The sequence below is a fragment of the Marinimicrobium koreense genome, assembly GCF_003762925.1.
Taxonomy (GTDB): Bacteria; Pseudomonadota; Gammaproteobacteria; order Pseudomonadales; family Cellvibrionaceae; genus Marinimicrobium; species Marinimicrobium koreense.
In genome coordinates this window covers 408,498-429,722 of sequence record NZ_RJUK01000002.1, presented here as the reverse complement: position 1 = coordinate 429,722, position 21,225 = coordinate 408,498, and the positions used below count along the sequence as shown (strand labels likewise).

Annotated in this window: 18 protein-coding genes; 10 read left to right on the top strand and 8 right to left on the bottom strand. The window is 58.6% G+C overall.

The genetic code is table 11. The features are described 5' to 3' along the window. Positions 1-14 precede the first annotated feature (14 nt). Genes EDC38_RS14205 through EDC38_RS14195 form a run of 3 tightly spaced genes read left to right on the top strand, consistent with a single transcriptional unit; the run spans position 15 to position 2,242 of the window. The gene (locus EDC38_RS14205) at positions 15-500 is read left to right on the top strand and encodes a TRAP transporter small permease (protein WP_425462031.1); all 486 of its coding nucleotides are present in this window, start codon (positions 15-17) and stop codon (positions 498-500) included. 37 nt (positions 501-537) lie between these two features. Continuing rightward, positions 538-1,839: a TRAP transporter large permease gene (locus tag EDC38_RS14200; protein WP_024462105.1), complete on the top strand. Its 1,302-nt coding sequence runs from the start codon at positions 538-540 to the stop codon at positions 1,837-1,839. Positions 1,840-1,858: 19 nt separating this feature from the next. Next, complete coding sequence (locus tag EDC38_RS14195; RefSeq protein ID WP_123639212.1) at positions 1,859-2,242, top strand: VOC family protein; 384 nt, start codon at positions 1,859-1,861, stop codon at positions 2,240-2,242. A gap of 60 nt (positions 2,243-2,302) precedes the next feature. Here the strand turns inward: EDC38_RS14195 and EDC38_RS14190 are convergent, their stop codons facing one another. Continuing rightward, positions 2,303-3,238, bottom strand: coding sequence for a sugar kinase (locus tag EDC38_RS14190; protein WP_123639211.1), 936 nt, complete (start codon positions 3,236-3,238; stop codon positions 2,303-2,305). Between the two features lie 214 nt (positions 3,239-3,452). Here EDC38_RS14190 and EDC38_RS14185 point away from each other — a divergent pair, with 214 nt between their 5' ends. Further along, positions 3,453-4,931: a mannitol dehydrogenase family protein gene (locus EDC38_RS14185; protein ID WP_211331142.1), complete on the top strand. Its 1,479-nt coding sequence runs from the start codon at positions 3,453-3,455 to the stop codon at positions 4,929-4,931. Positions 4,932-5,000: 69 nt separating this feature from the next. Then, positions 5,001-6,101 carry a pectinesterase family protein gene (locus EDC38_RS14180; protein ID WP_211331141.1) on the top strand — a complete coding sequence of 367 codons (1,101 nt, stop codon included), beginning with the start codon at positions 5,001-5,003 and terminating at the stop codon, positions 6,099-6,101. 72 nt (positions 6,102-6,173) lie between these two features. On the opposite strand, the gene EDC38_RS14175 is transcribed toward EDC38_RS14180, so the two are convergent. From EDC38_RS14175 to glnA, 6 genes are all read right to left on the bottom strand, one after another. Next, on the bottom strand, positions 6,174-7,226 hold the full coding sequence (locus EDC38_RS14175) for a class I fructose-bisphosphate aldolase (RefSeq protein ID WP_123639210.1): 1,053 nt from the start codon (positions 7,224-7,226) through the stop codon (positions 6,174-6,176). 171 nt (positions 7,227-7,397) lie between these two features. After that, positions 7,398-8,657: a 6-phosphofructokinase gene (locus EDC38_RS14170; RefSeq protein WP_123639209.1), complete on the bottom strand. Its 1,260-nt coding sequence runs from the start codon at positions 8,655-8,657 to the stop codon at positions 7,398-7,400. 451 nt (positions 8,658-9,108) lie between these two features. Continuing rightward, positions 9,109-10,536 (bottom strand): nitrogen regulation protein NR(I), encoded by a 1,428-nt coding sequence (gene glnG, locus EDC38_RS14165; RefSeq protein ID WP_123639208.1) that lies wholly within the window; start codon positions 10,534-10,536, stop codon positions 9,109-9,111. Beyond that, positions 10,523-11,596 carry a nitrogen regulation protein NR(II) gene (glnL, locus tag EDC38_RS14160; protein ID WP_123639207.1) on the bottom strand — a complete coding sequence of 358 codons (1,074 nt, stop codon included), beginning with the start codon at positions 11,594-11,596 and terminating at the stop codon, positions 10,523-10,525. Before glnL ends, glnG begins: the two co-directional genes overlap by 14 nt. 244 nt (positions 11,597-11,840) lie before the next feature. After that, the gene (locus tag EDC38_RS14155; protein ID WP_170162947.1) at positions 11,841-12,374 is read right to left on the bottom strand and encodes a DUF4124 domain-containing protein; all 534 of its coding nucleotides are present in this window, start codon (positions 12,372-12,374) and stop codon (positions 11,841-11,843) included. A gap of 163 nt (positions 12,375-12,537) precedes the next feature. Next, a complete protein-coding gene (gene glnA / locus EDC38_RS14150) occupies positions 12,538-13,944 on the bottom strand; it encodes a glutamate--ammonia ligase (protein WP_123639205.1) in 1,407 nt (468 codons plus the stop codon). A 336-nt stretch (positions 13,945-14,280) separates the two neighbouring features. On the opposite strand from glnA, the gene thiI reads away from it, so the two are divergent. From thiI to EDC38_RS14125, 5 genes are all read left to right on the top strand, one after another. Continuing rightward, the gene (gene thiI / locus EDC38_RS14145; RefSeq protein WP_123639204.1) at positions 14,281-15,738 is read left to right on the top strand and encodes a tRNA uracil 4-sulfurtransferase ThiI; all 1,458 of its coding nucleotides are present in this window, start codon (positions 14,281-14,283) and stop codon (positions 15,736-15,738) included. A 23-nt stretch (positions 15,739-15,761) separates the two neighbouring features. After that, positions 15,762-16,235 carry a hypothetical protein gene (locus tag EDC38_RS14140; protein ID WP_123639203.1) on the top strand — a complete coding sequence of 158 codons (474 nt, stop codon included), beginning with the start codon at positions 15,762-15,764 and terminating at the stop codon, positions 16,233-16,235. A gap of 132 nt (positions 16,236-16,367) precedes the next feature. Beyond that, complete coding sequence (typA, locus tag EDC38_RS14135) at positions 16,368-18,191, top strand: translational GTPase TypA (RefSeq protein ID WP_036161415.1); 1,824 nt, start codon at positions 16,368-16,370, stop codon at positions 18,189-18,191. A 319-nt stretch (positions 18,192-18,510) separates the two neighbouring features. Beyond that, positions 18,511-19,737, top strand: coding sequence for a glycoside hydrolase family 88/105 protein (locus tag EDC38_RS14130; RefSeq protein ID WP_123639202.1), 1,227 nt, complete (start codon positions 18,511-18,513; stop codon positions 19,735-19,737). Continuing rightward, positions 19,737-20,534, top strand: a complete 798-nt coding sequence (locus tag EDC38_RS14125; RefSeq protein WP_246004449.1) for a sulfite exporter TauE/SafE family protein — start codon at positions 19,737-19,739, stop codon at positions 20,532-20,534. The genes EDC38_RS14130 and EDC38_RS14125 overlap by 1 nt, the downstream gene beginning before the upstream one ends. On the opposite strand, the gene EDC38_RS14120 is transcribed toward EDC38_RS14125, so the two are convergent. After that, entirely contained in the window at positions 20,531-21,214 is a 684-nt protein-coding gene (locus tag EDC38_RS14120) for a TrmH family RNA methyltransferase (RefSeq protein ID WP_123639200.1), read from the bottom strand. The two genes, EDC38_RS14125 and EDC38_RS14120, sit on opposite strands and share 4 nt — an antisense overlap. Positions 21,215-21,225: the final 11 nt, after the last annotated feature.

The window sequence follows — 21,225 nt, the reverse complement described above, 5'->3', positions numbered from 1 at the left end:
CCATGAACAGTGTAATGAGAGTAATAGATCGCGCCCTCGCCTGGGTGTTGATGGTATTGATGGCCGTAATGGTGATCGATGTCACCTGGCAGGTTGTCACCCGCTTTATTCTGTCCGAGCCCAGCTCGGTGACCGAGGAGCTGGCCCGTTTCCTCTTGGTCTGGATCGGGCTGCTAGGGGCCGCCTACGCATTTCGTGTGCGAGCACACCTGGGGCTGGATATTGTCACTTCCAGTCTATCTCGCCAGGCTCAGGTAAAAACCGAAATTCTGATCAACGTGCTGTGTTTCGCGTTTGCCGCGAGCGTGATGGTGGTCGGCGGTTTCAAACTGATGATGTTGACGCTGGACCTGAATCAACTGTCGCCAGCGCTGCAGATTCCCATGGGGTATATCTACAGCGTCGTCCCCATCAGTGGAATACTGATTTGTCTGTTCGCCATTGATCATATTCGATTGCGCGAAATTCCGGGTGCCAGTGAAGACCTGCCCATCGACTAACGCTGCTAGAGAGAACGAATAAGAGAGGCGAACCCCTATGGAACTGTCAATTGTCGTGTTGGTGCTCAGCTTCGTTGTGTTGCTGTTCCTCAACGTCCCCATCGCCATCAGTATCGGTATCTCCACCCTGCTGACGATGTTGTTTACCATTGATTTTACGCCGGCGGTCATGACCCTGGCGCAGCGCATGGCGGGGGGCATCAACAGCTTTGCGTTGCTTGCCATCCCATTCTTCATCCTGTCCGGTATTCTGATGGGGCAGGGCGGGATTGCGCACCGGCTGATTGAATTCGCCAAGGTATTTTTTGGCATGCTGCCCGGCGGCCTGGCGTTTGTGAACGTGATCAGTTGTACCCTGTTCGGGGCCATTTCCGGCTCCGCTGTGGCGGCCACTTCAGCGGTCGGTGGTTTTATGGTCCCGGCCATGACCAAAGAGGGTTACGATCGGGGCTTTAGTGGTGCGGTCACGGTTACGGCTTCCACGACCGGTCTGCTGATTCCGCCGAGCAACGTGTTGATCGTCTACTCGTTGGCCAGTGGTGGTGTTTCCATTGCCGCGCTGTTTATTGCCGGTTACATCCCGGGCTTGCTGTTGATGGCGGGGTTGATGGCGGTCTGCGGTATCTGGGCCAAGATGAAAGGGTACCCGGTGGGCGATCGCATTCCGTTTCGCGAAGCGGTGCGTAAAACCATTGATGCCATTCCGAGCCTGCTGCTCATCATCATCGTCATCGGCGGTATTGTGGCGGGTTTCTTTACCGCCACCGAGGCCAGTGTGATCGCGGTACTCTACGCCCTGGCACTGTCGGTGTTCATCTACCGCGAGGTCAAGGTCAACCAACTGCCGCAGATTCTGGTCAAGTCGGTTGAGACCACCGCGATTGTAATGTTGCTGATCGGCACCTCCACGGCGATGTCCTGGGTAATGTCCTATGAGAATATCCCGCAGACCATCAGTGACGCGCTGATTGCGCTGAGCGATAACCCCTATATCATTCTGCTGACCATCAACCTGATTCTGTTGATCGTCGGTATTTTCATGGACATGACACCGGCGGTCCTGATCTTTACCCCGATTTTCCTCCCGGTCGTCACCGAGCTGGGCATGTCGCCGCTGCATTTCGGTATCATGATTGTATTGAACCTGTGTATCGGGTTGTGTACGCCGCCGGTAGGGAGTGTGCTCTTTGTCGGCTGTGGGATTGCCAAAACCACCATCAGCAAAATGTTCAAGCCTTTGCTGCCGCTCTACGCCGCGATGTTTGTTGTCCTGTTGCTGGTCACTTACGTGCCGGCCTTCAGTGAAGCCTTGCCGCGTCTGTTCGGACTGTACGAGTAATCTGGAGCGATAGAATACGATGAAAATTGAACACTTTGCCTACAATGTGGCTGACCCGGAGGCGGTGGCCGAGTGGTATACCGCCAATCTGGGGATGACCGTTGCACGGAAGATGGAGGGCGGGCCCCGTACCCACTTTCTGAAAGATTCCAGCGGTCAGGTCATGATTGAAATTTACAACAATCCGCCGGATGAAGTACCTCCCTACGCGGATATGAACCCACTGATTCTGCATCTTGCGTTTGTGTGCGAAAACCCGGACGCGAAGCGGGCGGAACTCGAGAAAGTGGGAGCGACGTTTGTTGAGGAAGTGAAGCCTCAGGATGGCTCGCACCTGGTGATGATGCGCGATCCGTTTGGTTTCAGTATTCAGCTGTGTAAACGGGGCGTGCCGATGCTGTAGTGGCAGGGGTGTAGCCCAGTCGTAAAAAAGGCGGCGCCTGGGCGCGCCGCCTGTGAGGTGTCAGCCGTTGATACCGGCTTCAAACAGGGTTTTCTCGATTACGCCGCCCCGGTGCTGGATGACCACTCGTGCACAACGGGTGCCGTTTGCAGCGGCTGCCTCTGCCGAGGCGCCGTCCAGTCGCGCGGCCAGGTAGCCAGCGTTGAAGGTGTCGCCGGCACCGGTTGTGTCGATCACGTTATCGACTTTGGGCACCGGGACCCGTTGCTCTTCGCCATCCACGATCAGCACGGTTTCCTCGGCGCCACGCTTCAGTACCAGCTCGGACAGCGCCTGATAACGCTTTTTGCAGCCCTCGATGGAATCGTCGCCCCACAGCAGCTGCTCATCATCAAGCGTCAGCAGGGCGATATCGGTGTGCTTGAGCATGGCCTGCATGGCGTTCTGGGCGTCCTTGGCGGTGTTCCACAGGCGGGGGCGATAGTTGCTGTCGAAAATGACTTTTACCCCTTTGCCGCGCAGTTTGGCGAGGGCATCGAACAGGCTTTGCCGGGCGGTATCGGTCATGATGGCGAGCGTGATGCCGCTCAGGTAGACCGCGTTGAACTCCTGCAGCTGGTTGTACAGGCGCACGCTTTCGTTGGGCTCGGAAAACAGTTCGCGCGCGGGCGCTTCGCGGCGCCAGTAGAAAAATTCCCGCTCACCATCGGGGGTGTTACGGATGATGTACAGCCCGGGTGAACGACCGGCAACCCGTTCGATCATATCAGTGCCGATACCCTCGTCGTGCATCCGCTGGATGATCTGCTCACTGTAGGGATCATCCCCGAGGCGAGTGACATAGTGGGTTTCCAGCCCCAGGCGGGACATGTAGACAGAGGTATTGTAGGTGTCGCCCGCGTAGGAGAGCGCCATGATTTCGCGGGTCTCCTCCTGCGCGGTAGGATAAGGCGAAAGCTCCACCATAACTTCGCCAATTGCTGCTATACGTGCCATAAAGAGGATGCCTGTTGGTTGATCGTTGATGTTGTAATGGTTATGCCGCGAGCTACGGGGCATGAATGCCATGGCGGCAATTGCAGGACAGTGAACAGAAAATATACCATCGAGTGGGAGAGATTGCCAATGTGAGTACGATTGACAACGCTGCCATAGAGCGGCGAAGAGCCTGACTCACAATTGCCTATCAACCAAAAGAAAGAGTGATGTTATGAAACGTTTAAACAATGAAACTTTGGGGCAGGTGCCCGCTTCCGTGAGCACCCCGAACTATGATCGCTCGGCGCTGAAAGCCGGTATTGTCCACCTGGGTATTGGGGCCTTTCATCGGGCCCACCAGGCTTTTTATACCGAAGCGGTCCTGAATCAATTTGGCGGGGATTGGGGCATCATCGGGTGCAGCCTTCGCTCGCCAACGGTGCGCGAGCAGCTCGCACCCCAGGACGGGCTGTACACGCTCGTTGAGCGCTCGAGCGACAGCGAAAAGCTGCAGATCGTCGGCGCCGTGAAGGCGGTCATGGTGGGCCCGGAAGATCCATCGGCGCTGGTCGCCGTGATGGCCGATCCGGCCATCAAGATTGTTTCGATGACGGTCACTGAAAAAGGGTATTGCCACGATCCGGCCACCGGCAACCTCAACCTGAAAAACCCGGATATTCAGCATGATCTTGAGAACCTGAACAAGCCCCGATCGGCCATCGGTTATCTGGTATCGGCACTGAAAGCGCGAATGGAAGCCGGCGTGCCCAGCTTTACCGCGCTGAGTTGCGATAACCTGCCCAATAATGGCCAGGTGTTGGAAAAGGCGCTGCATCAATTTGCCGAGCAGGTCTCGCCCGAGCTGGCGCAGTGGATTCGTAGTAATACCACCTTCCCCTGCACCATGATCGACCGGATTGTTCCGGCGACCACCGACGACGATCGTCAGCACGTGGAGGAGTTGTTGGGCCTGCGCGATGAGGGAACGGTTTTTACCGAGCCGTTCACTCAGTGGGTCATTGAGGATAACTTCGCCAACGGTCGCCCCGCTTGGGAAGAGGTGGGCGCGCAATTGGTCGACGAGGTGGAAATCTTCGAGAAGATCAAGTTGCGCCTGCTCAATGGTGCTCATTCAGCTCTGGCGTACTCCGGTTACCTCGCCGGCTTTGATTATGTCAGCGAGGTGATGGCCGAGCCGGCCTTCGTGAAGATGGTGGAAACCTATCATGCCCGGGAAGCCGGTGAAACGGTCAGTGCACCGGAGGGGTTTGATATTGAATTCTATAAAGGCCAGCTGCGCGACCGGTTTCGCAACAAATCGCTGAAACACCGGACCTGGCAGATTGCGATGGACGGCTCACAGAAGCTGCCTCAACGTCTTCTGCACACCTTGCGGGATCAGCTTCAGGGTGCTGGTCATATCGACATCATTACCCTGGGGGTTGCCGCCTGGATTCGCTATGTCTCTGGCGTTGATGAGAAGGGGCAGCCCATTGAGGTTTCCGATCCGTTGGCGGATACCTTGCGAGCGGCGTGTGATTCGGCAAAAGGTGATCCGGCGGCCATGGTCAAAGCGGTGGTTTCGATCAAGGAAGTGTTCGGCTCGGACCTCATCAATGAACCGGTGTTTGTCGAGTCCACCACTCGCTGGCTGACGTCGTTTTACGATAAAGGCGTACTGGCGACGGTTCGCGAACACTTTGGCGAGTAATTGCCCTCCCTGTCAGGCTGGGCGGCGCTCGCCCGGCCGGCTTTCCATAGCCCCTTTGAGATATTCATTATGAGACTCGTTTCGTTCGCCTTTGCGTTGTTGGCCATGATGGTGGTGGTTGGCTGTGGTGATGCTCGTCGAGACCTACACGCCGTTGTGGATCAACAGCAACGCGCGTTTGACGATCTGCCGGTCTACCCGACGGTGCAGGCAGCGTTGGACGCGGCTCCGGATTCGAGCGACGCGCCCCATCGTATTCTGATTCGCGCAGGAGAATACCGGGAGAAACTGAGAATCGACAAGCCGTTTATCCATCTATTGGGTGAAGGCATGGAACAGACCCGAATTCACTACGATGACTACGCCGGTCGGGACGACGGTGACGGTGGTAACCTGGGTACCTTCCGCAGCTATACGGTCAGTGTGACCAGCACCGATGTGCAGTTCCATTCGCTCAGTATCGAGAACCGCTTTGACTTTGTGGCCAACGATGCGCTGGCCAAGGACCATCCGGATCGGGTGAGCGGAACCCAGGCCGTTGCGCTGCACCTGGACAAGGGCAGTGATCGCATCCTGGCGCGGGATGTTCAGCTGCTCGGTCATCAGGACACGCTGTACATGAACGGCAAACGCGCCTGGTTCGACAAGTCGCGCATCGCCGGTAACGTGGACTTCATATTCGGCGCGGGTAATGCGTTGTTCACTGATTCGGATATTCTGACCACCGCACGCGGGAGCAGGCACGCCACACACGGTTATGTGACCGCGCCCTCCACGGATATCGAGTCAGAGTTCGGTTTTACCTTTCTCAACTGTCGGCTGCTCCGGGAGGAAGGCGTCCCGGATGACTCGACCGCGCTGGGTCGACCCTGGCATCCGACCACCACATTCGATGACGGCCGTTATGCCGATCCGGACGCGATTGGAAAAGCCGTTTTCGTGGGTTGCTACATGGCGGCACATATCAAGGAGTCCGGCTGGGACAAGATGGGTGGTACCGCCCCGGACGGCACCAGGATGTGGTTCTACCCGGAAGATTCCCGTTTCTTTGAGTATGGCAGCGAAGGCCCCGGCGCTCACGATCATAAGGGGCGGCGGCACTTATCCGAATCTGAAGTGAAACAATACCGGATTGATACCATTCTGGGAGATTGGGCACCGGAGCGGTAGCTCCGTCTTGCAGACGAAAACGGCAGGACATACCTGCCCTGCCGTTTCGGTTGATGTCCGACTGCGTCGTGGTTAGGCGATCGTGATGCGCTTGTCCAGGTACACATCCTGAATGGCATTCAGCAGTTCCACCCCTTCGTTCATGGGGCGCTGAAACGCCTTTCGGCCGGAAATCAATCCCATGCCGCCGGCGCGTTTATTGATCACCGAGGTGCGCACCGCCTGAGCGAGATCGCCCGCACCGGTGGAGGCGCCGCCGGAGTTGATCAGACCGATTCGCCCCATGTAGCAGTTCGCCACCTGATAGCGGACCAGATCAATCGGGTGGTCGCTGGATAAATGACTGTAAACCTTCGGGTGGGTTTTTCCGACCTTCACCGCGTTAAAGCCACCGTTGTTCTCCGCCATTTTCTGCTTGATGATATCCGCCTTGATGGTCACACCCAGGTGGTTGGCCTGTCCGGTCAGGTCGGCCGCGGTATGGTAGTCAACGCCATCCTGTTTGAAATCACCGTTGCGCAAGTAGGTCCAGAGAATGGTCATCATGCCCAGCTCGTGCGCCTGTTCGAACGCGGCGCTGATTTCCTGCAACTGACGGCGGGAATTCTCCGAACCGAAATAGATGGTGGCGCCGATGGCAACGGCTCCCATGTCGTAAGCCTGCTTGACCTGCCCGAACAGCGTCTGATCGTAAGTGGTCGGGTAGACCAAGGCATCGTTGTGGTTCAGCTTGACCACGAACGGAATACGATGGGCGTACCGGCGGGCAACGGACCCCAGCGCCCCCAGGGTTGAGGCCACCGCATTACAGCCGCCCTCAATGGCCAGTTCGACTATGTTCTTGGGGTCGAAGTACAGCGGATTGGGCGCAAAGGAAGCGCCTGCCGAGTGTTCAATCCCCTGGTCCACCGGCAGGATCGACAGATAGCCCGTGCCGGCCAGGCGGCCGTGGTTGAGCAATTGCTGATAGGCACGAAGCACCGGAATCGGGCGATCGGTCTGGGAAAAGGTCTGGCTGACGTAATCGGCACCGGGAAGCGTCAGCTGTTCCTGAGTGATTTTTTCACAACGGTGAGTGAGCAGGCTGTCCGCCTCTTCACCCAGCAGCTTGGTGATATCGTTCATGTCTTTCGTCTCTCAGTTGGTTGATACGCGCACTGGAGTGCGTCTCTATCGTGTTGGCCATCGGTGATGGCAGGTTGGGCTCCCCCGGGATTGACAGAGACACCTTCCCCGGCCAAAAGCTCTCACCCCTTTCGCCGAAGAACACCAGTGTCCCTGTCAAAATCAATTCAATTAAAGATCGTAAAATTCCGCACACTTTTTGGGAATCACGGATTTTTTCAGCGTCCGGTAGGCCGGCAATCCGTTCTGATAGGGTGGATAGGCCTCACCCTCAATCAGCGGTGACAGGTAACGGCGCGCTTTGTCGGTAATATGAAAGCCGTCGTCGCTGATGAAGTCGGTGGGCAGACATTTCTCGACGTTGGCCACCTCGGACAGGGGCGCCTTGTCGATGTGCCACCGGTAAGGCAGGTCGCTTTCTCGAACCACCACCGGCATGACGGCATTGTCCCCGTTGACCGCGTACCGCACGGCAGCGCGACCGAGCTCATAGGCCTGGTCCACATCGGTTTTTGACGCAATATGGCGGGCGGCCCGCTGCAGATAATCGCAGACTGCCCAGTGGCATTTGTAACCCGCGTGCTGTTTGATTTTGTTCACAATGACGGGGGCAACGCCACCGAGCTGCGCATGACCAAAAGCGTCGGTGCTGCCGGAGCTGGAGAGAAACTCACCCGCTGCATCCTTCGCGCCCTCGGACACGACGATCATGCAGAAGCCGCGCTCGGCAACGACCCGGTCGACCTGCTCCAGAAAACGCGATTCATCCAGCGGCACTTCCGGGAATAGAATGATGTCCGGTCCCATGCCCCGCTCGTCCCGCGCCAACCCGGCGCTGGCGGCAACCCAGCCCGCGTGGCGCCCCATGACTTCCATGACGAACACCTTGGTGGAGGTGCGTTGCATGGAGGCGACATCGAAGGAGGCCTCGAGGATGGAAACGGCAGTATACTTTGCGACGGAGCCAAAGCCCGGGCAGCAGTCGGTGATCGGCAGATCGTTGTCCATCGTTTTGGGGACACCGATGCAGGTGATGGGAAAGCCCATCTTCTCGGACAACTGTGAGACTTTGTGCGCAGTATCCTGTGAGTCGCCGCCACCGTTGTAGAAAAAGTAACGAATATCGTGGGCCCGGAAGACCTCAATCAGGCGCTCGTATTGGGTGCGATGTTCCTCTATCGACTTGAGCTTGTAGCGGCAGGACCCGAAGGCGCCGGACGGAGTGTGCAGCAGTGCAGCCAGATCGCTCTCGGACTCGGCGGTGATGTCGATCAACTCTTCGGTCAGTGCGCCAATGATGCCGTCTCGGCCAGCGTAAAGCGTACCGATGGTGTCGGGGTGGGCTTTGGCTTCGGCGATAACACCGGCAGCCGACGCATTGATCACAGCGGTGACGCCGCCGGACTGCGCGTAAAATGCATTGTGTGGCACGGTCTGTTCCTTTGGTTGATAACAATGAGGATATGCCTCATTGCGGTCTCTCGTCTCTCATCAGTGGGCGCTTTTTTTGACGTCTTCCGTAAGCTCTGTTGGCTTTTCCGGTTTGTGCGTCGCGCCTCACTCTATTTGATCATAGTGTCGGTATCGCACTCCGTAAATAATGGCGGGGTGCAGAATCCAGTGCCGATTGGTCGTCTTCTTGGGAGACGTTTGCTTGGGTGAGTTTTTATAGGGGGAGTGGATTTTAGCACAGGCAGAGCTGCTTGCAATGGTTGCGTGAGGATAAACCGGGTGTAACCGTTACGACTTTTTTGCGATGAACCGAGGCAATTATTGCGTACCGTTTACATAAGTATGACAAAGCAACAAGAGTGAATTAAGCGTCGGGTGCCATGCATCACCCGACGGCGTTGATTGTAGTAAGAATGACTTTTTCTTTGCTTCAGGGCTCAGCGCTATCATCTCCCCCCGCCATATCCAACTCTTTCAGTTTGCGAGTCAGGGTGTTCCGTCCCCATCCCAAAAGATTGGCGGCATCGCGTTTCCGACCTGCGGTGTACTTCAGGGCGGTTTCGATCAGTGCCCGCTCAAAAGTGGGTACCGCTTCACTCAACAGTTGGTGGTGGCCGCGCGCCAGTGCCTGGTCGGCCCAGTGGCGTAAGGCTTTTTCCCAATCGTCGGCGGGGGCGTTGTCTTCCTTGTGGTGAAGCAGTTCCGGCGGCAGATCTTCAATGTGCACTTCGCGCCCGGACGCCATGACGGTAATCCACCGGCAAGTGTTTTCCAACTGACGGACATTGCCGGGCCAGGCGAGGGCGCAGAAAAACTCTTCCGTTTCCGGCAGTAGAATCTTGGTATCCACATCCAGTTCGCCAGCGGCTTTTTGCAGAAAGAACTTGGCCAGCTTGGGAATATCTTCCCGGCGGTCGGCCAGCTTGGGAATATGAATGCGGATGACGTTAAGTCGGTGAAACAGGTCTTCACGAAAACGACCGTCGGCAACCAGGTTTTCGAGGTTCTGGTGCGTGGCGGCAATGATGCGAACATCTACTTTGACCGGCGTGTGGCCGCCTACCCGGTAAAACTCGCCGTCGGCCAGTACTCGAAGCAGGCGGGTCTGGGTTTCGGCGGGCATATCGCCAATTTCGTCCAGAAACAGAGTGCCGCCATTGGCCTGCTCAAAGCGGCCCTGACGTTGCGCGGCCGCGCCGGTAAATGCGCCTTTTTCGTGGCCGAACAGCTCCGATTCCATCAGGTCCTTGGGGATTGCCGCCATATTCAAAGCAATGAAAGGTTCTTCCCGGCGGGGGCTGTGGCGATGCAGTGCGTGGGCAACCAGCTCTTTACCAGTACCGGACTGGCCGTTGATCAGTACCGTGATGTTGGATTGTGACAGGCGTCCAATGGCCCGGAAAACTTCCTGCATGGCCGGCGCTTCACCGATGATTTCGGTGTTGACTTCAACCGCTTCGCTGCCATCGCTTTCGCTTTTCTGTTCCTGGGCATGGGCCAGTGCCCGCTGGGTTACCGCTACCGCTTCGTCGACGTCAAAGGGTTTGGGCAGGTATTCAAAGGCGCCGCCCTGGTAAGCCGCTACCGCGCTGTCCAAATCGGAGTGGGCGGTCATGATGATGATCGGAATGTCCGGGTGTTGGGCGTGCAGATCTTTGAGCAGTGCCAGACCATCAATACCGGGCATCCGGATGTCGCTGATGATGGCATCGGGCACATCCCGTCCCAACTGGCTGATGGCGCTGTCGCCGGAGTCGAAGGCCCGCGCCTCAATGCCGGCACCCTGCAGGGCTTTTTCAAGCACCCAGCGAATGGATCGGTCGTCGTCGATTATCCAGACTCGGTTAGACTTCTGCATGTTGAGCTTCCATAGGTAGGTAGAGCGAAAAGCGGGTTTGTCCCGGCTCACTGTCGCATTCGATCAGGCCCTGGTGCTGGTGAATCAAATGCTGCGAAATGGTCAGCCCCAGTCCGGTGCCATCGGCCCGGCCGGAAATCATGGGGTAAAAAATGTTCTTGAGAATGTCCTGGGGAATGCCAGGGCCGTTGTCGACAATGTCGATGCGGCACACCAGCGGGTGGTGGTGTCGCCCGATGGTGTAGCGGCGCTGAATTCGGGTGACCAGTCGGATATCCGGTGCCTCGGTGCCACTTTCCAGCAGCGCCTGCATGGCATTGCGAGCAATGTTGAGCAGTGCCTGAATCAGCTGCTCTTTATCGGCATTCAGGTCCGGGATGCTGGGATCGTAGTCCCGGGTCAGGGTCACAGAACCGCTGCTCTCGGCCTTGATGATGGTTGCCACCCGCTCGAGCACTTCGTGAATGTTCAGCCACTGGCGCTGGGGCAACTGGTTCGGGCCGAGCATTCGGTCCACCAGATTGCGCAGCCGGTCGGCTTCATCAATGATCACCCCGGTGTATTCCTGCAGGTCGCTACCGGGCAGCTCCCGGGCCAGCAACTGCGCTGCGCCGCGAATGCCGCCCAGTGGGTTTTTGATCTCGTGGGCCATGCCGCGCACCAGATTGCGGGTGGTCTCCTGCGAGGAGGTCAGCATCTCTTCCCGGCTGATGCGCAGGAGGCGGTCGATGGGCTGGATTTCGATGACCAGTCCGGAGGCCTCACCAAAGGGGGTGACCGTGTAGTCCACGGTAATCTGGCCGCCGGTCAACAGCTGCCATTCGGCGTGGCGCTTGGTGTAGTGGTTGGCCTGTTCGGCGGCGGATTTGAGCTGTCCGGGGGTCTCGCTGGACTCGAAGAAAAACTGGGTAAGCGGCTCGCCAAGGGTTCGCTCGCAACTGACGGCGAGCAGGGCCTCGGCGGCGGGGTTCATATGGCGCAACCGCAGCTCGCCGTCCACCAGAATGATGGCGGTGCTCAGGCTGTCCAGCAGCGGCTTGTGAAGATCTCCGGTACTCACTCTCGGATCGACTCCCGGTCTGATTGAAGAAAGGCGGCTGGTGTGCGGCTCTATGCACTGAAATGGAGCCCACCCTCAGGGCTGGTCTATGCAAAAAGCAATCCAACTGCGTATCGGCGGAAAGGCCCATTTTTGGGCGCTTCCGGAGAGGAGTGTAGGCGAGTTCGAAGGGGTGTGCACCATGTTGGTGCTTGTGGCGCAAAGCTCTGCCGTTCGCGCCATCAAACAGTGCGTTGAGGCGAGATCAGCTGCCACCGCGGGGAATGACGCTGGGGCGGTGCACATGAATGGTGATCGGCGCGGTCGCTGCCAGGCTCTGGCCTTGGGGATTCAGGATTTCGACCCGAACGGTATGCGTCCCCCGATAGATTTCCCGGACAATATGCTGGGTCGACCGGGTTTCGGCAACTGGGTCGCCGTCCAGGTAATAGACCAGTGCGTGCCCGGGCTGCAGGGCTGGTTGCAGCCGAACGGATATGGGGAGGTCTCGCTGACCGGGAGGGACGCTGCTGTCGGGCTGGGGGGAGACGATTTCAATCGAATAGTCCACCGGGTCGGGGGCTTCCTCCTCGGCGGTGGCTCGGCGCTGGGGTGAGACTGGCTGCCCGGGGACGTTGTTGACCGGAGGCAGCTCGTCGGAGGCGTCTTCCTGAACGCCGCGGGGCGGCTTGTCCGAGTAGCTGACCCGTCCCTCTTCATCCACGGTTTTGTAGATGGGTTGGGCCACTGTCAGGAGGCTGAACAGCATCAGGGTGATAAGCAACAGTGCAGATCGCATAAAGGAGTCCCGTGTCGGCCTTTGTGGTGGCGGGGTACAGTAAAGCTTACTCCTTGGACCCATAAAAACAAAAGCCCGTTCAGTCGCCTGAACGGGCTTTTGGTCATTCACCGACTCGAAAGCCGGTGCCTACAGCGCCTTAACAACTAGCGCCTGCGGCGAATTAACAGCTGTAGTACAGCTCGAACTCAACCGGGTGCGGGGTCATGTTCAGGCGCTCGATCTCTTCACGCTTCAGGTCGATGAAGGCGTCGATCACATCGTCAGTGAACACACCACCGGCCTTCAGGAAGTCGCGGTCTTCGTCCAGAGCGTCCAGAGCCTGTTCCAGGCTGGAAGCCACGGTCGGGATCGCCTTGCCTTCTTCCGGCGGCAGGTCGTACAGGTTCTTGTCGGCGGGGTCGCCGGGGTGGATCTTGTTCTGTACACCGTCCAGGCCTGCCATCAACAGAGCCGCGAACGCCAGGTAGGGGTTGGCGGTCGGGTCGGGGAAGCGGGTCTCGATACGACGGGCCTTGTCGCTGTTTACGTACGGAATCCGGATGGAGGCCGAACGGTTGCGGGCGGAGTAAGCCAGCATCACCGGGGCTTCAAAGCCGGGTACCAGACGCTTGTACGAGTTGGTAGAGGCGTTACAGAAGGCGTTCAGCGCGCGAGCGTGCTTGATGATACCGCCGATGTAGTACAGAGCGGTTTCGCTCATGCCAGCATAGCCGTCGCCAGCGAACTGGTTCTTGCCGTCTTTGGAGAAAGACTGGTGCACGTGCATACCAGAGCCGTTGTCACCGATCAGCGGCTTGGGCATGAAGGTGGCGGTCTGGCCGAAGGCGTGCGCCACGTTGTGTACGCAGTACTTCAGGATCTGCACTTCGTCCGCTTTCTTCACCAGGGTGTTGGCGCCAACGCCAATTTCACACTGGCCGGCAGTCGCCACTTCGTGGTGGTGAACTTCAATTTCCAGACCCATGGCTTCCATAGCGTCACACATGGCGCCACGCAGGTCGTTCAGGGAGTCGACCGGAGGTACCGGGAAGTAGCCGCCTTTCACGCCCGGACGGTGACCGGTGTTGCCGCCGTCATAGCTTTCGCTGGAAGACCAGGCCGCTTCTTCGGAGTTGATCTTGTAGAAAGCGCCGCCCATGGTGGCGTTCCACTGAACACTGTCGAACACGAAGAATTCGGGCTCCGGGCCAAACAGGGCAACGTCACCCAGGCCGGTGGACTTCAGGTACTCTTCAGCGCGCAGACCGATGGAGCGCGGGTCGCGGTCATAGCCCTGCATGGTCATCGGCTCAACGATGTTGCAGCGAACAATGACGGTCGGGCTGTCAGAGAAGGGATCCATAATGGCGGTGTCATCGTCCGGCATCAGGATCATGTCGGAGTCGTTGATGCCTTTCCAGCCATTGATGGAAGAGCCATCAAACATCTTGCCGTCTTCAAAGAAGTCTTCGTCCACATCTTTGGCGGGGATGGTGACGTGCTGCTCTTTACCGCGAGTGTCGGTAAAGCGCATGTCGACCCAGCGCGCTTCGTGTTCTTTGATCAGGTCCAGTGTTTTTTTAGACATTGAATGCCTCCAATTGAGAATAGCCCGGGGGCTACGGATAAGAAAACCTGTGCATTAAACCGTGTTTTCACGCTGGCGGCTACATCGGATTGTGACGATCTTGCCAGCGCCAGTGTGCGATAAAGGGGCAAGATGTGTGCCATCGTGCGCAAAAGCGGCAGATCGGGGCATTCAGCGTGGTTCCTGCACCAAGATGGATGTCTGTGTGTCCTAAAGTGGTGCATAAAATAGCAGTTTCGCACCATTGTGGTGCGCCCGATCTTTTTGTTTGGGGTGGCCGCATGATTTATAATGCGCGCCTCTCCCGCAAGACAAGTTCTTCAACAGTAGGCGTTCATGCATTTTATCGTCAAGGTTTTTCCCGAAATCATTATCAAGAGTCCGCCGGTGCGCAAGCGCTTTATCAAGCAGCTGCGCGACAACCTGCGTCGGCTTTTGCAGCCGCTGTCGGAGGATATTCAGGTCAAGCGGGACTGGGAAAAGGTCGAAGTGCAGGCTCCTGGGGCCGACGAGCGGCTGACGCGGCAGGTGGCCGATGTACTGGCCCGCACGCCGGGTATCGACGCCTTTGCGTTGGTGCAGGCCTACCCTCTGGGGGATCTGGACGATATTCTGGCCAAAACCCGGGCCCACTGGGCCGAGGCTCTGGCGGGCAAGACCTTCTGTGTGCGGGTCAAGCGCAGTGGTAAGCACGACTTCAGCTCCACCGACATCGAGCGCTATGTCGGCGGCGGGCTGCTGCAGCAGACCCAGGCGGCGGGCGTCAAACTGCGCGACCCGGACATTACCGTGCGGCTGGAGGTCAAGCGCCAGTGGCTGTTTGTGCTGGAGAATTTGCGCCGCGGGCTCGGTGGCTACCCCCTGGGCGCTCAGAACGATGGCGTCCTGTCTCTGGTGTCCGGTGGCTTCGACTCCATTGTGGCGAGCTACCTCACCATGAAGCGGGGTATGCGCACCCACTTCTGCTTTTTCAGCCTCGGCGGTCATGCCCACGAGATGGCGGTCAAGGAGGTGTCTTACTACCTGTGGCAGAAGTACGGCGCCTCCCACAATGTTCAGTTTGTCACCGTGCCCTTCGAAGGGGTGGTTGCCGAGATTCTGGAAAAGGTCGACAACGCCTACATGGGGGTGATCCTCAAGCGGATGATGCTGCGCGCCGCCAGCAGGGTTGCCGAAGAGCTGGACCTGAAGGCCCTGGTGACCGGTGAGAGTGTCGCCCAGGTGTCCAGCCAGACCATCCCCAATCTGAACGCCATTGATCGGGCCACGGATACCCTGGTGCTACGGCCGCTGATTGCCATGGACAAGCGGGATATCATCCAGTTGTCCCGGGATATTGGCACCGAAACCTACTCGGCGAATGTGCCGGAGTACTGCGGGGTGATTTCGGTGCGCCCGACCACCAACGCCAAATTGCACCGGGTGGAGTCCGAAGAGGCCCGCTTCGATTTCACCGTGTTGGAGCGGGCCCTTGAGGATCGCGCGCAGACGCCGATACATCACTTGGTGGATGCAGGTGAAACGGAACTGGATGTGGCGGTTGAGCCGCAGGTGGGCGAGGGCGATGTGGTCATTGATATTCGCCATCCCGACGAAGCGGGGCTCAAGCCCCTCGCGTTGACCGGAGATCAGTTGCTGGAAATTCCGTTTTTCAGGCTTAATGGTCAGTTCGGGAAGCTGGATCCGCAGCGCCGCTACCTGCTGTACTGCGAAAAAGGGGTGATGAGTCAGCTGCACGCGGCCCACCTGATGGATGCAGGCCATCGCAATATTGGTGTTTATCGGCCGGAGTAGGGCCGCCTCAGGAGAGTCAGAGCATGTCCCGACCCGCTGCGCGGTCCCGAAATGAATCTGCCGGCCAGAAATGGGCGCTGGTGGGCATCGCTTTTCTGTTGGTATTTCTCTCGGTCGGCTCAACGCTGTACGTCACCGGTATTCCCGCAGGGCTGTGGGGCTCGCGCGACGCCGAGGAGGCCCGGTACCGGCATACAACGCTGACGGATGCCGAGGCGGTCTGTACGGCTCACGCCCGGGAGGTGTTCGGGCGCCGGCTGACCAACCTGCGAGTGGACCGGTTTTCCAGCCGCCTCGACCGTGGGGACAATCAGTACAAGGTGTTCATGGAGGCGGATATCTATCCCAGCCGCACCCGAGAAGGCGTGGCGCTGGAAACCTTCATCAACTGCTTTACCGCCACCGACTCAACGGACATCGAACTGTTCCAATATGCCAAAGACGGCACCCAGTTCATCGCGCCGGGCGAGGAAGAGAAGGGAATGTTTGGTTTGTAAGGCCCTTTCGGGCCGCTCTGAAAGGACTTTTTTGTCTTTTTACGCACTTTTCCCGCAATTTTCATATCTGTGAAGCCTTCTGGCAGGTATAATGCCCGCCTTTTTCCAGAGTCCTCCCTCCTGAGAGTTTTCATGACAGACCAATCCGCTATTCAGAATTTGCGTAACATCGCCATTATCGCCCACGTTGACCACGGCAAAACCACCCTGGTCGATAAACTGCTGTCCCAATCCGGCACCCTGGACCGACGCAGCGAAGGCGCCGAGCGGATCATGGATTCCAACGATCAGGAGCGTGAACGCGGCATTACCATTCTGGCCAAAAACACGGCCATTCGCTGGAATGACTACCGCATCAACATCGTGGACACCCCCGGACACGCCGACTTCGGCGGTGAGGTCGAGCGGGTACTGTCCATGGTGGACTCGGTGCTGCTGCTGGTAGACGCCGTCGACGGCCCCATGCCCCAGACCCGCTTCGTGACCAGCAAGGCCTTTGAAAAAGGCCTGCACCCGATTGTGGTAGTGAACAAGGTTGACCGCCCCGGCGCCCGTCCGGACTGGGCCGTGGACCAGGTGTTCGACCTGTTTGACCGTCTGGGCGCCACCGACGAGCAGCTCGATTTCCCGATCATCTACGCCTCGGCCCTGAACGGTGTGGCGGGCATGGAGCCGGACGAGCTGGCCGACGACATGACCCCGCTGTTCCAGATGATCGTCGATAACGTGAAGGCACCGGATGTTGACATCGAAGGCGATTTCCAGATGCAGGTTTCTGCACTGGACTACAACAGCTATGTGGGCGTCATCGGTGTGGGCCGCATTACCCGCGGCAGCCTCTCGCCCAACCAGCAGGTGATTGTGGCTCGTCCCGACGGGAAAACCCGCAAGGCCAAGGTCTTGCAGGTGATGGGCTATCACGGCCTGGAGCGGGTGGAAACCACGCGCGCCACCGCCGGCGACATCGTCTGTATCACTGGTATTGATGGTCTGGATATCTCCGACACTCTGTGCAGCCCGGAGAATGTCGATCCGCTGCCCGCATTGAGTGTGGACGAGCCCACTGTCAGCATGACCTTCCAGGTCAACGACTCGCCCTTCGCCGGTAAGGAAGGCAAGTTCGTCACCTCACGCAACATCCGCGAGCGTCTGGATCAGGAATTGATTCACAACGTGGCTCTGCGGGTTCGTCAGGGCGACAGCCCGGACAAGTTCGTGGTCTCCGGTCGCGGTGAGCTGCACCTGTCGGTGTTGATTGAAAACATGCGCCGGGAAGGCTTTGAGCTGGGTGTTTCCCGCCCGGAAGTTATCCAGAAGGAAATCGACGGCCAGATCCAGGAGCCGTTCGAGCAGGTGGTGATCGACGTTGAAGAACAGCACCAGGGCGCGGTGATGGAAGAGCTGGGCCTGCGCAAAGCGGAAATGACCAATATGGAGCCGGACGGTAAAGGTCGGGTGAAGTTGGAGTTCATGGTTCCCTCGCGCGGTCTGATCGGCTTCCGCGGCCAGTTCCTGACCCTGACCTCCGGTTCGGGCATCATGACCAGTATTTTTGACCACTACGGCCCGGTCAAAGCGGGTGAGGACCACAAGCGTCAGAACGGCGTGTTGGTTTCTATGGTCAAGGGCAAGACGCTGGCTTACGGTCTGCACCCGCTGCAGGATCGCGGCCGTCTGTTCATTGACGCTGGCGTTGAGGTCTATGAAGGTCAGATCGTTGGTCTGCATTCGCGGAACAATGATCTGGTGGTGAATCCGACCAAGGCGAAGCAACTGACCAACGTGCGTGCCTCCGGCACCGATGAGAACCTGACCCTGTCGCCACCGGTTCGTCATACCCTGGAGCAGGCGCTGGAGTTCATCGAGGATGACGAGCTGGTGGAAGTTACGCCAGAGAGCATCCGCCTGCGCAAAAAACTGCTCACCGAAAACGAGCGTAAGCGCGCGAAGAAGTAAGACCCAAAGAAGTGGTTCTTAGACGGTGCGGTGGGGTGGAGGTATGTGGTTCATAGACCCGCCGTGAACCCATCCATGGGGGCTTCTCGTCGACATCCATGTCTCCGAGAGTCTCCATAGGGTTTACCCCACGCACGCCTACGTGCCAGCTTCTTCGTCTTTGCTCGCGTAGGGCGTGGTAAGCGCAAAGCGCGCACCCGCCGTAACCTGACGTTATCCCCACAAGCACCGGACCCTCTGACAACGTTTTTCAGCTCTTTGAAACGTCCCCCATACCCGCTATAGTCCCGGTACAAAAACCAAAACCGGGAGAGAGACAATGAATTATCAACCCTTTTGGCGTTTGGCCAGCATAGTCTTGCTGTCCGTCGCTGCTCTGTACGCCTGCACTATCAATACCAACACCAATCCTTCCGTTTCAACCACCAACCGACCGCTATCCGTCTGGATGGCCGACTCCGACATTGAACGCAACCCCGAAGGCTGGATGGTCGATTTTCGGGAAACCCCCAAATGGGAATACACCCATGGCCTGATGATGACCGCCCACGAACGCGTGTGGCGGGCTACCGGCGAGGAGCGGTTTTTCGATTACCTGGAAGACTTCGCCGACTTCATGATCAGCGACGACGGCGATATCAGAACTTACGACCAGAGCCTGTACAACATTGATCGGGTGAATCCGGGCAAGTTTCTGATCGGACTTCATCAGGAAACCGGCGAAGACAAGTACTGGCTGGCGATCGAGCAATTGCGCGGTCAGATGCGCGACCATCCGCGCACGAGTGAGGGCGGCTTCTGGCACAAAAAGGTGTACCCGCATCAGATGTGGCTCGACGGCCTGTATATGGGCACGCCGTTTCTTTCCCGGTATGCGGCCACCTATGGTGAGCCCGAGCTGTACGATGACATCATCAATCAGTTCCGTCTGGTGGCGAAACATCACTGGAACGCCGAGGGGCAGTTTTTCTATCACGGCTGGGATGAAAGTCGGGAGCAGCGTTGGGCGGATTCCGAGACGGGGCTGTCTGAGCTGCCCTGGGGGCGGGCCATGGGCTGGTTGGCCATGGCGATTGTCGATGTACTTGATGACCTGCCGGAGCAACACCCCGACCGCGACGTGATGCTGGATATCGCCGACAAAATGGCCCGCGCCATCGAAACCCATCGCGACCCGGAGTCGGGTGTCTGGTGGCAGGTGGTGAATATGGGTGGGCGCGACGGTAATTACCTCGAGTCTTCGGCGTCAACCATGTTCACTTACTTCCTGCTCAAAGGCAGCGAGCAGGGTTATATCGACGAGCGGTATCGAGCTTTGGGGCTGAGTGCTTATCAGCGAGTGGTGGATGAATTTATCCGCCATAACGATGACGGAACGATCAGCATCACCAACGTCTGTGCGGTTGCCGGGTTGGGTGGTGATCCATACCGGGAGGGCACCTATGACTATTACATCAGCGAGCCGCGCCGGGCAGATGACCCCAAGGCGGTCGGGCCCTTTGTCATGGCGTCGCTTCTGTACGAGGACATGACCGGAGCTTATTGATGCTGGAATGGTTGCTGGGGTTTATGGCGCTGGGGGTGGTCACCGGGTTGGTGGCCGGCCTGTTCGGCATCGGCGGTGGTGGCCTGATGGTTCCGGTGCTCACCTTGCTGTTTGCGGCTCAGGGGCTACCCGAGGCGCATCTGGTGCACCTGGCTTTGGGCACGTCCATGGCCGCCATTGTGCCCACGGCGGTAGCCAGCTTGCGGGCCCATCACGGTCACAAAGCGGTGCTCTGGCCCGTGGTGGCACGCATGGCACCGGGGGTGTTGGTGGGGACCTTCGCGGCCACCTTCCTGGCGGCCTGGTTGACCCCGAAACCGCTAGCGATCTTCTTTTCGGTGTTCATGGCCTATGTCGCCTTGCAGATGATTCTGAACCGTCGTCCCGAACCTTCCCGCCAGTTGCCCGGAACGCCTGGGCTGGTCGGTGTGGCGTCGGGTATCGGCGGCGTCTCGGCGCTGGTGGCCATTGGTGGCGGCACCCTGACCGTGCCGTTTCTGACCTGGTGCAATGTGCGCCTGCCAGTAGCCATTGGCACCTCGGCGGCGGTGGGGCTGCCCATCGCCGTGGCCGGTGCCATCGGGTATATGGTGAATGGGTGGGGGGTGCCGGGGTTACCGGCGCATACCCTGGGCTATGTTTATTGGCCCGCCGTGCTGGCGATTGCGTCCATGAGCTACCTGACCGCGCCCGTGGGTGCCAGGTTGGCGCACCGGCTACCGGTGACCTGGCTCAAGCGGTTGTTTGCCCTGTTGCTGGTGGGGCTGGCCATCGAAATGCTGCGCACGGTCATCTAGCCTTTAGGGCTTCGATAGCGCTCGTCTTTGGGTGGAATCATATCGCCGTCTTCATCCATGTCCGGGAAGGGCAGTCCGTAGCGCTCGCAATAGCGGACCATCTGCGGGTGCATCCAGCGAAACAGAATCTCCCGCACCGCCGGATCCCACTCGTCCAGTTCGCGATCGTACATACCCCGCTGCTGACGTTGGTGCATGGCCTCCTGCAGAATGATTGCGGCAGCCACACTCACGTTGTAACTCTCCACCATGCCAATAATGGGAATGGTCAGGTGCTCGTCGGCCTGCTCGGCGGCGTAGTCGCTCAGGCCTTCTTTTTCAGCCCCCATCACCAGCGCGAAGGGCTGGGTGTAATCGGCCTCCCGGTAGTGCATGGCGCGGTCGGACCAGTGCGCGGCGTAGAGTTTGAAGCCCTTGTCCCGAAGCACACCCATGCCGGTCTGAATGTCCGGGTGGACGACGGTACCGGTAAAGCGCCCGCTGCCCCCGGCGGTGTGGTGATAAACCAGCCGACCTCGACTAGGTTGGACCATATGGATTTCCGCCATACCCACGGCATCGGCGGTGCGCAGCATGGCGGAAATATTCTGGGCTTTGTGAACCTGATCGGTCAGCAGCGTCATATCGTGCTGACGCTGGCGCAGGACCTGTTTGAATTTCTCGAAACGGGCGCGGGACATAGGCGAAGGTG

Coding starts and splice junctions, on each gene's coding strand:
- EDC38_RS14205 (WP_425462031.1), top strand. CDS start 15: ATGAGAGTAATAGATCGCGCCCTCGCCTGGGTGTTGATGGTATTGATG.
- EDC38_RS14200 (WP_024462105.1), top strand. CDS start 538: ATGGAACTGTCAATTGTCGTGTTGGTGCTCAGCTTCGTTGTGTTGCTG.
- EDC38_RS14195 (WP_123639212.1), top strand. CDS start 1,859: ATGAAAATTGAACACTTTGCCTACAATGTGGCTGACCCGGAGGCGGTG.
- EDC38_RS14190 (WP_123639211.1), bottom strand. CDS start 3,238: ATGGCACGTATAGCAGCAATTGGCGAAGTTATGGTGGAGCTTTCGCCT.
- EDC38_RS14185 (WP_211331142.1), top strand. CDS start 3,453: ATGAAACGTTTAAACAATGAAACTTTGGGGCAGGTGCCCGCTTCCGTG.
- EDC38_RS14180 (WP_211331141.1), top strand. CDS start 5,001: ATGAGACTCGTTTCGTTCGCCTTTGCGTTGTTGGCCATGATGGTGGTG.
- EDC38_RS14175 (WP_123639210.1), bottom strand. CDS start 7,226: ATGAACGATATCACCAAGCTGCTGGGTGAAGAGGCGGACAGCCTGCTC.
- glnG (WP_123639208.1), bottom strand. CDS start 10,536: ATGCAGAAGTCTAACCGAGTCTGGATAATCGACGACGACCGATCCATT.
- EDC38_RS14155 (WP_170162947.1), bottom strand. CDS start 12,374: ATGCGATCTGCACTGTTGCTTATCACCCTGATGCTGTTCAGCCTCCTG.
- glnA (WP_123639205.1), bottom strand. CDS start 13,944: ATGTCTAAAAAAACACTGGACCTGATCAAAGAACACGAAGCGCGCTGG.
- thiI (WP_123639204.1), top strand. CDS start 14,281: ATGCATTTTATCGTCAAGGTTTTTCCCGAAATCATTATCAAGAGTCCG.
- EDC38_RS14140 (WP_123639203.1), top strand. CDS start 15,762: ATGTCCCGACCCGCTGCGCGGTCCCGAAATGAATCTGCCGGCCAGAAA.
- typA (WP_036161415.1), top strand. CDS start 16,368: ATGACAGACCAATCCGCTATTCAGAATTTGCGTAACATCGCCATTATC.
- EDC38_RS14130 (WP_123639202.1), top strand. CDS start 18,511: ATGAATTATCAACCCTTTTGGCGTTTGGCCAGCATAGTCTTGCTGTCC.
- EDC38_RS14125 (WP_246004449.1), top strand. CDS start 19,737: ATGCTGGAATGGTTGCTGGGGTTTATGGCGCTGGGGGTGGTCACCGGG.
- EDC38_RS14120 (WP_123639200.1), bottom strand. CDS start 21,214: ATGTCCCGCGCCCGTTTCGAGAAATTCAAACAGGTCCTGCGCCAGCGT.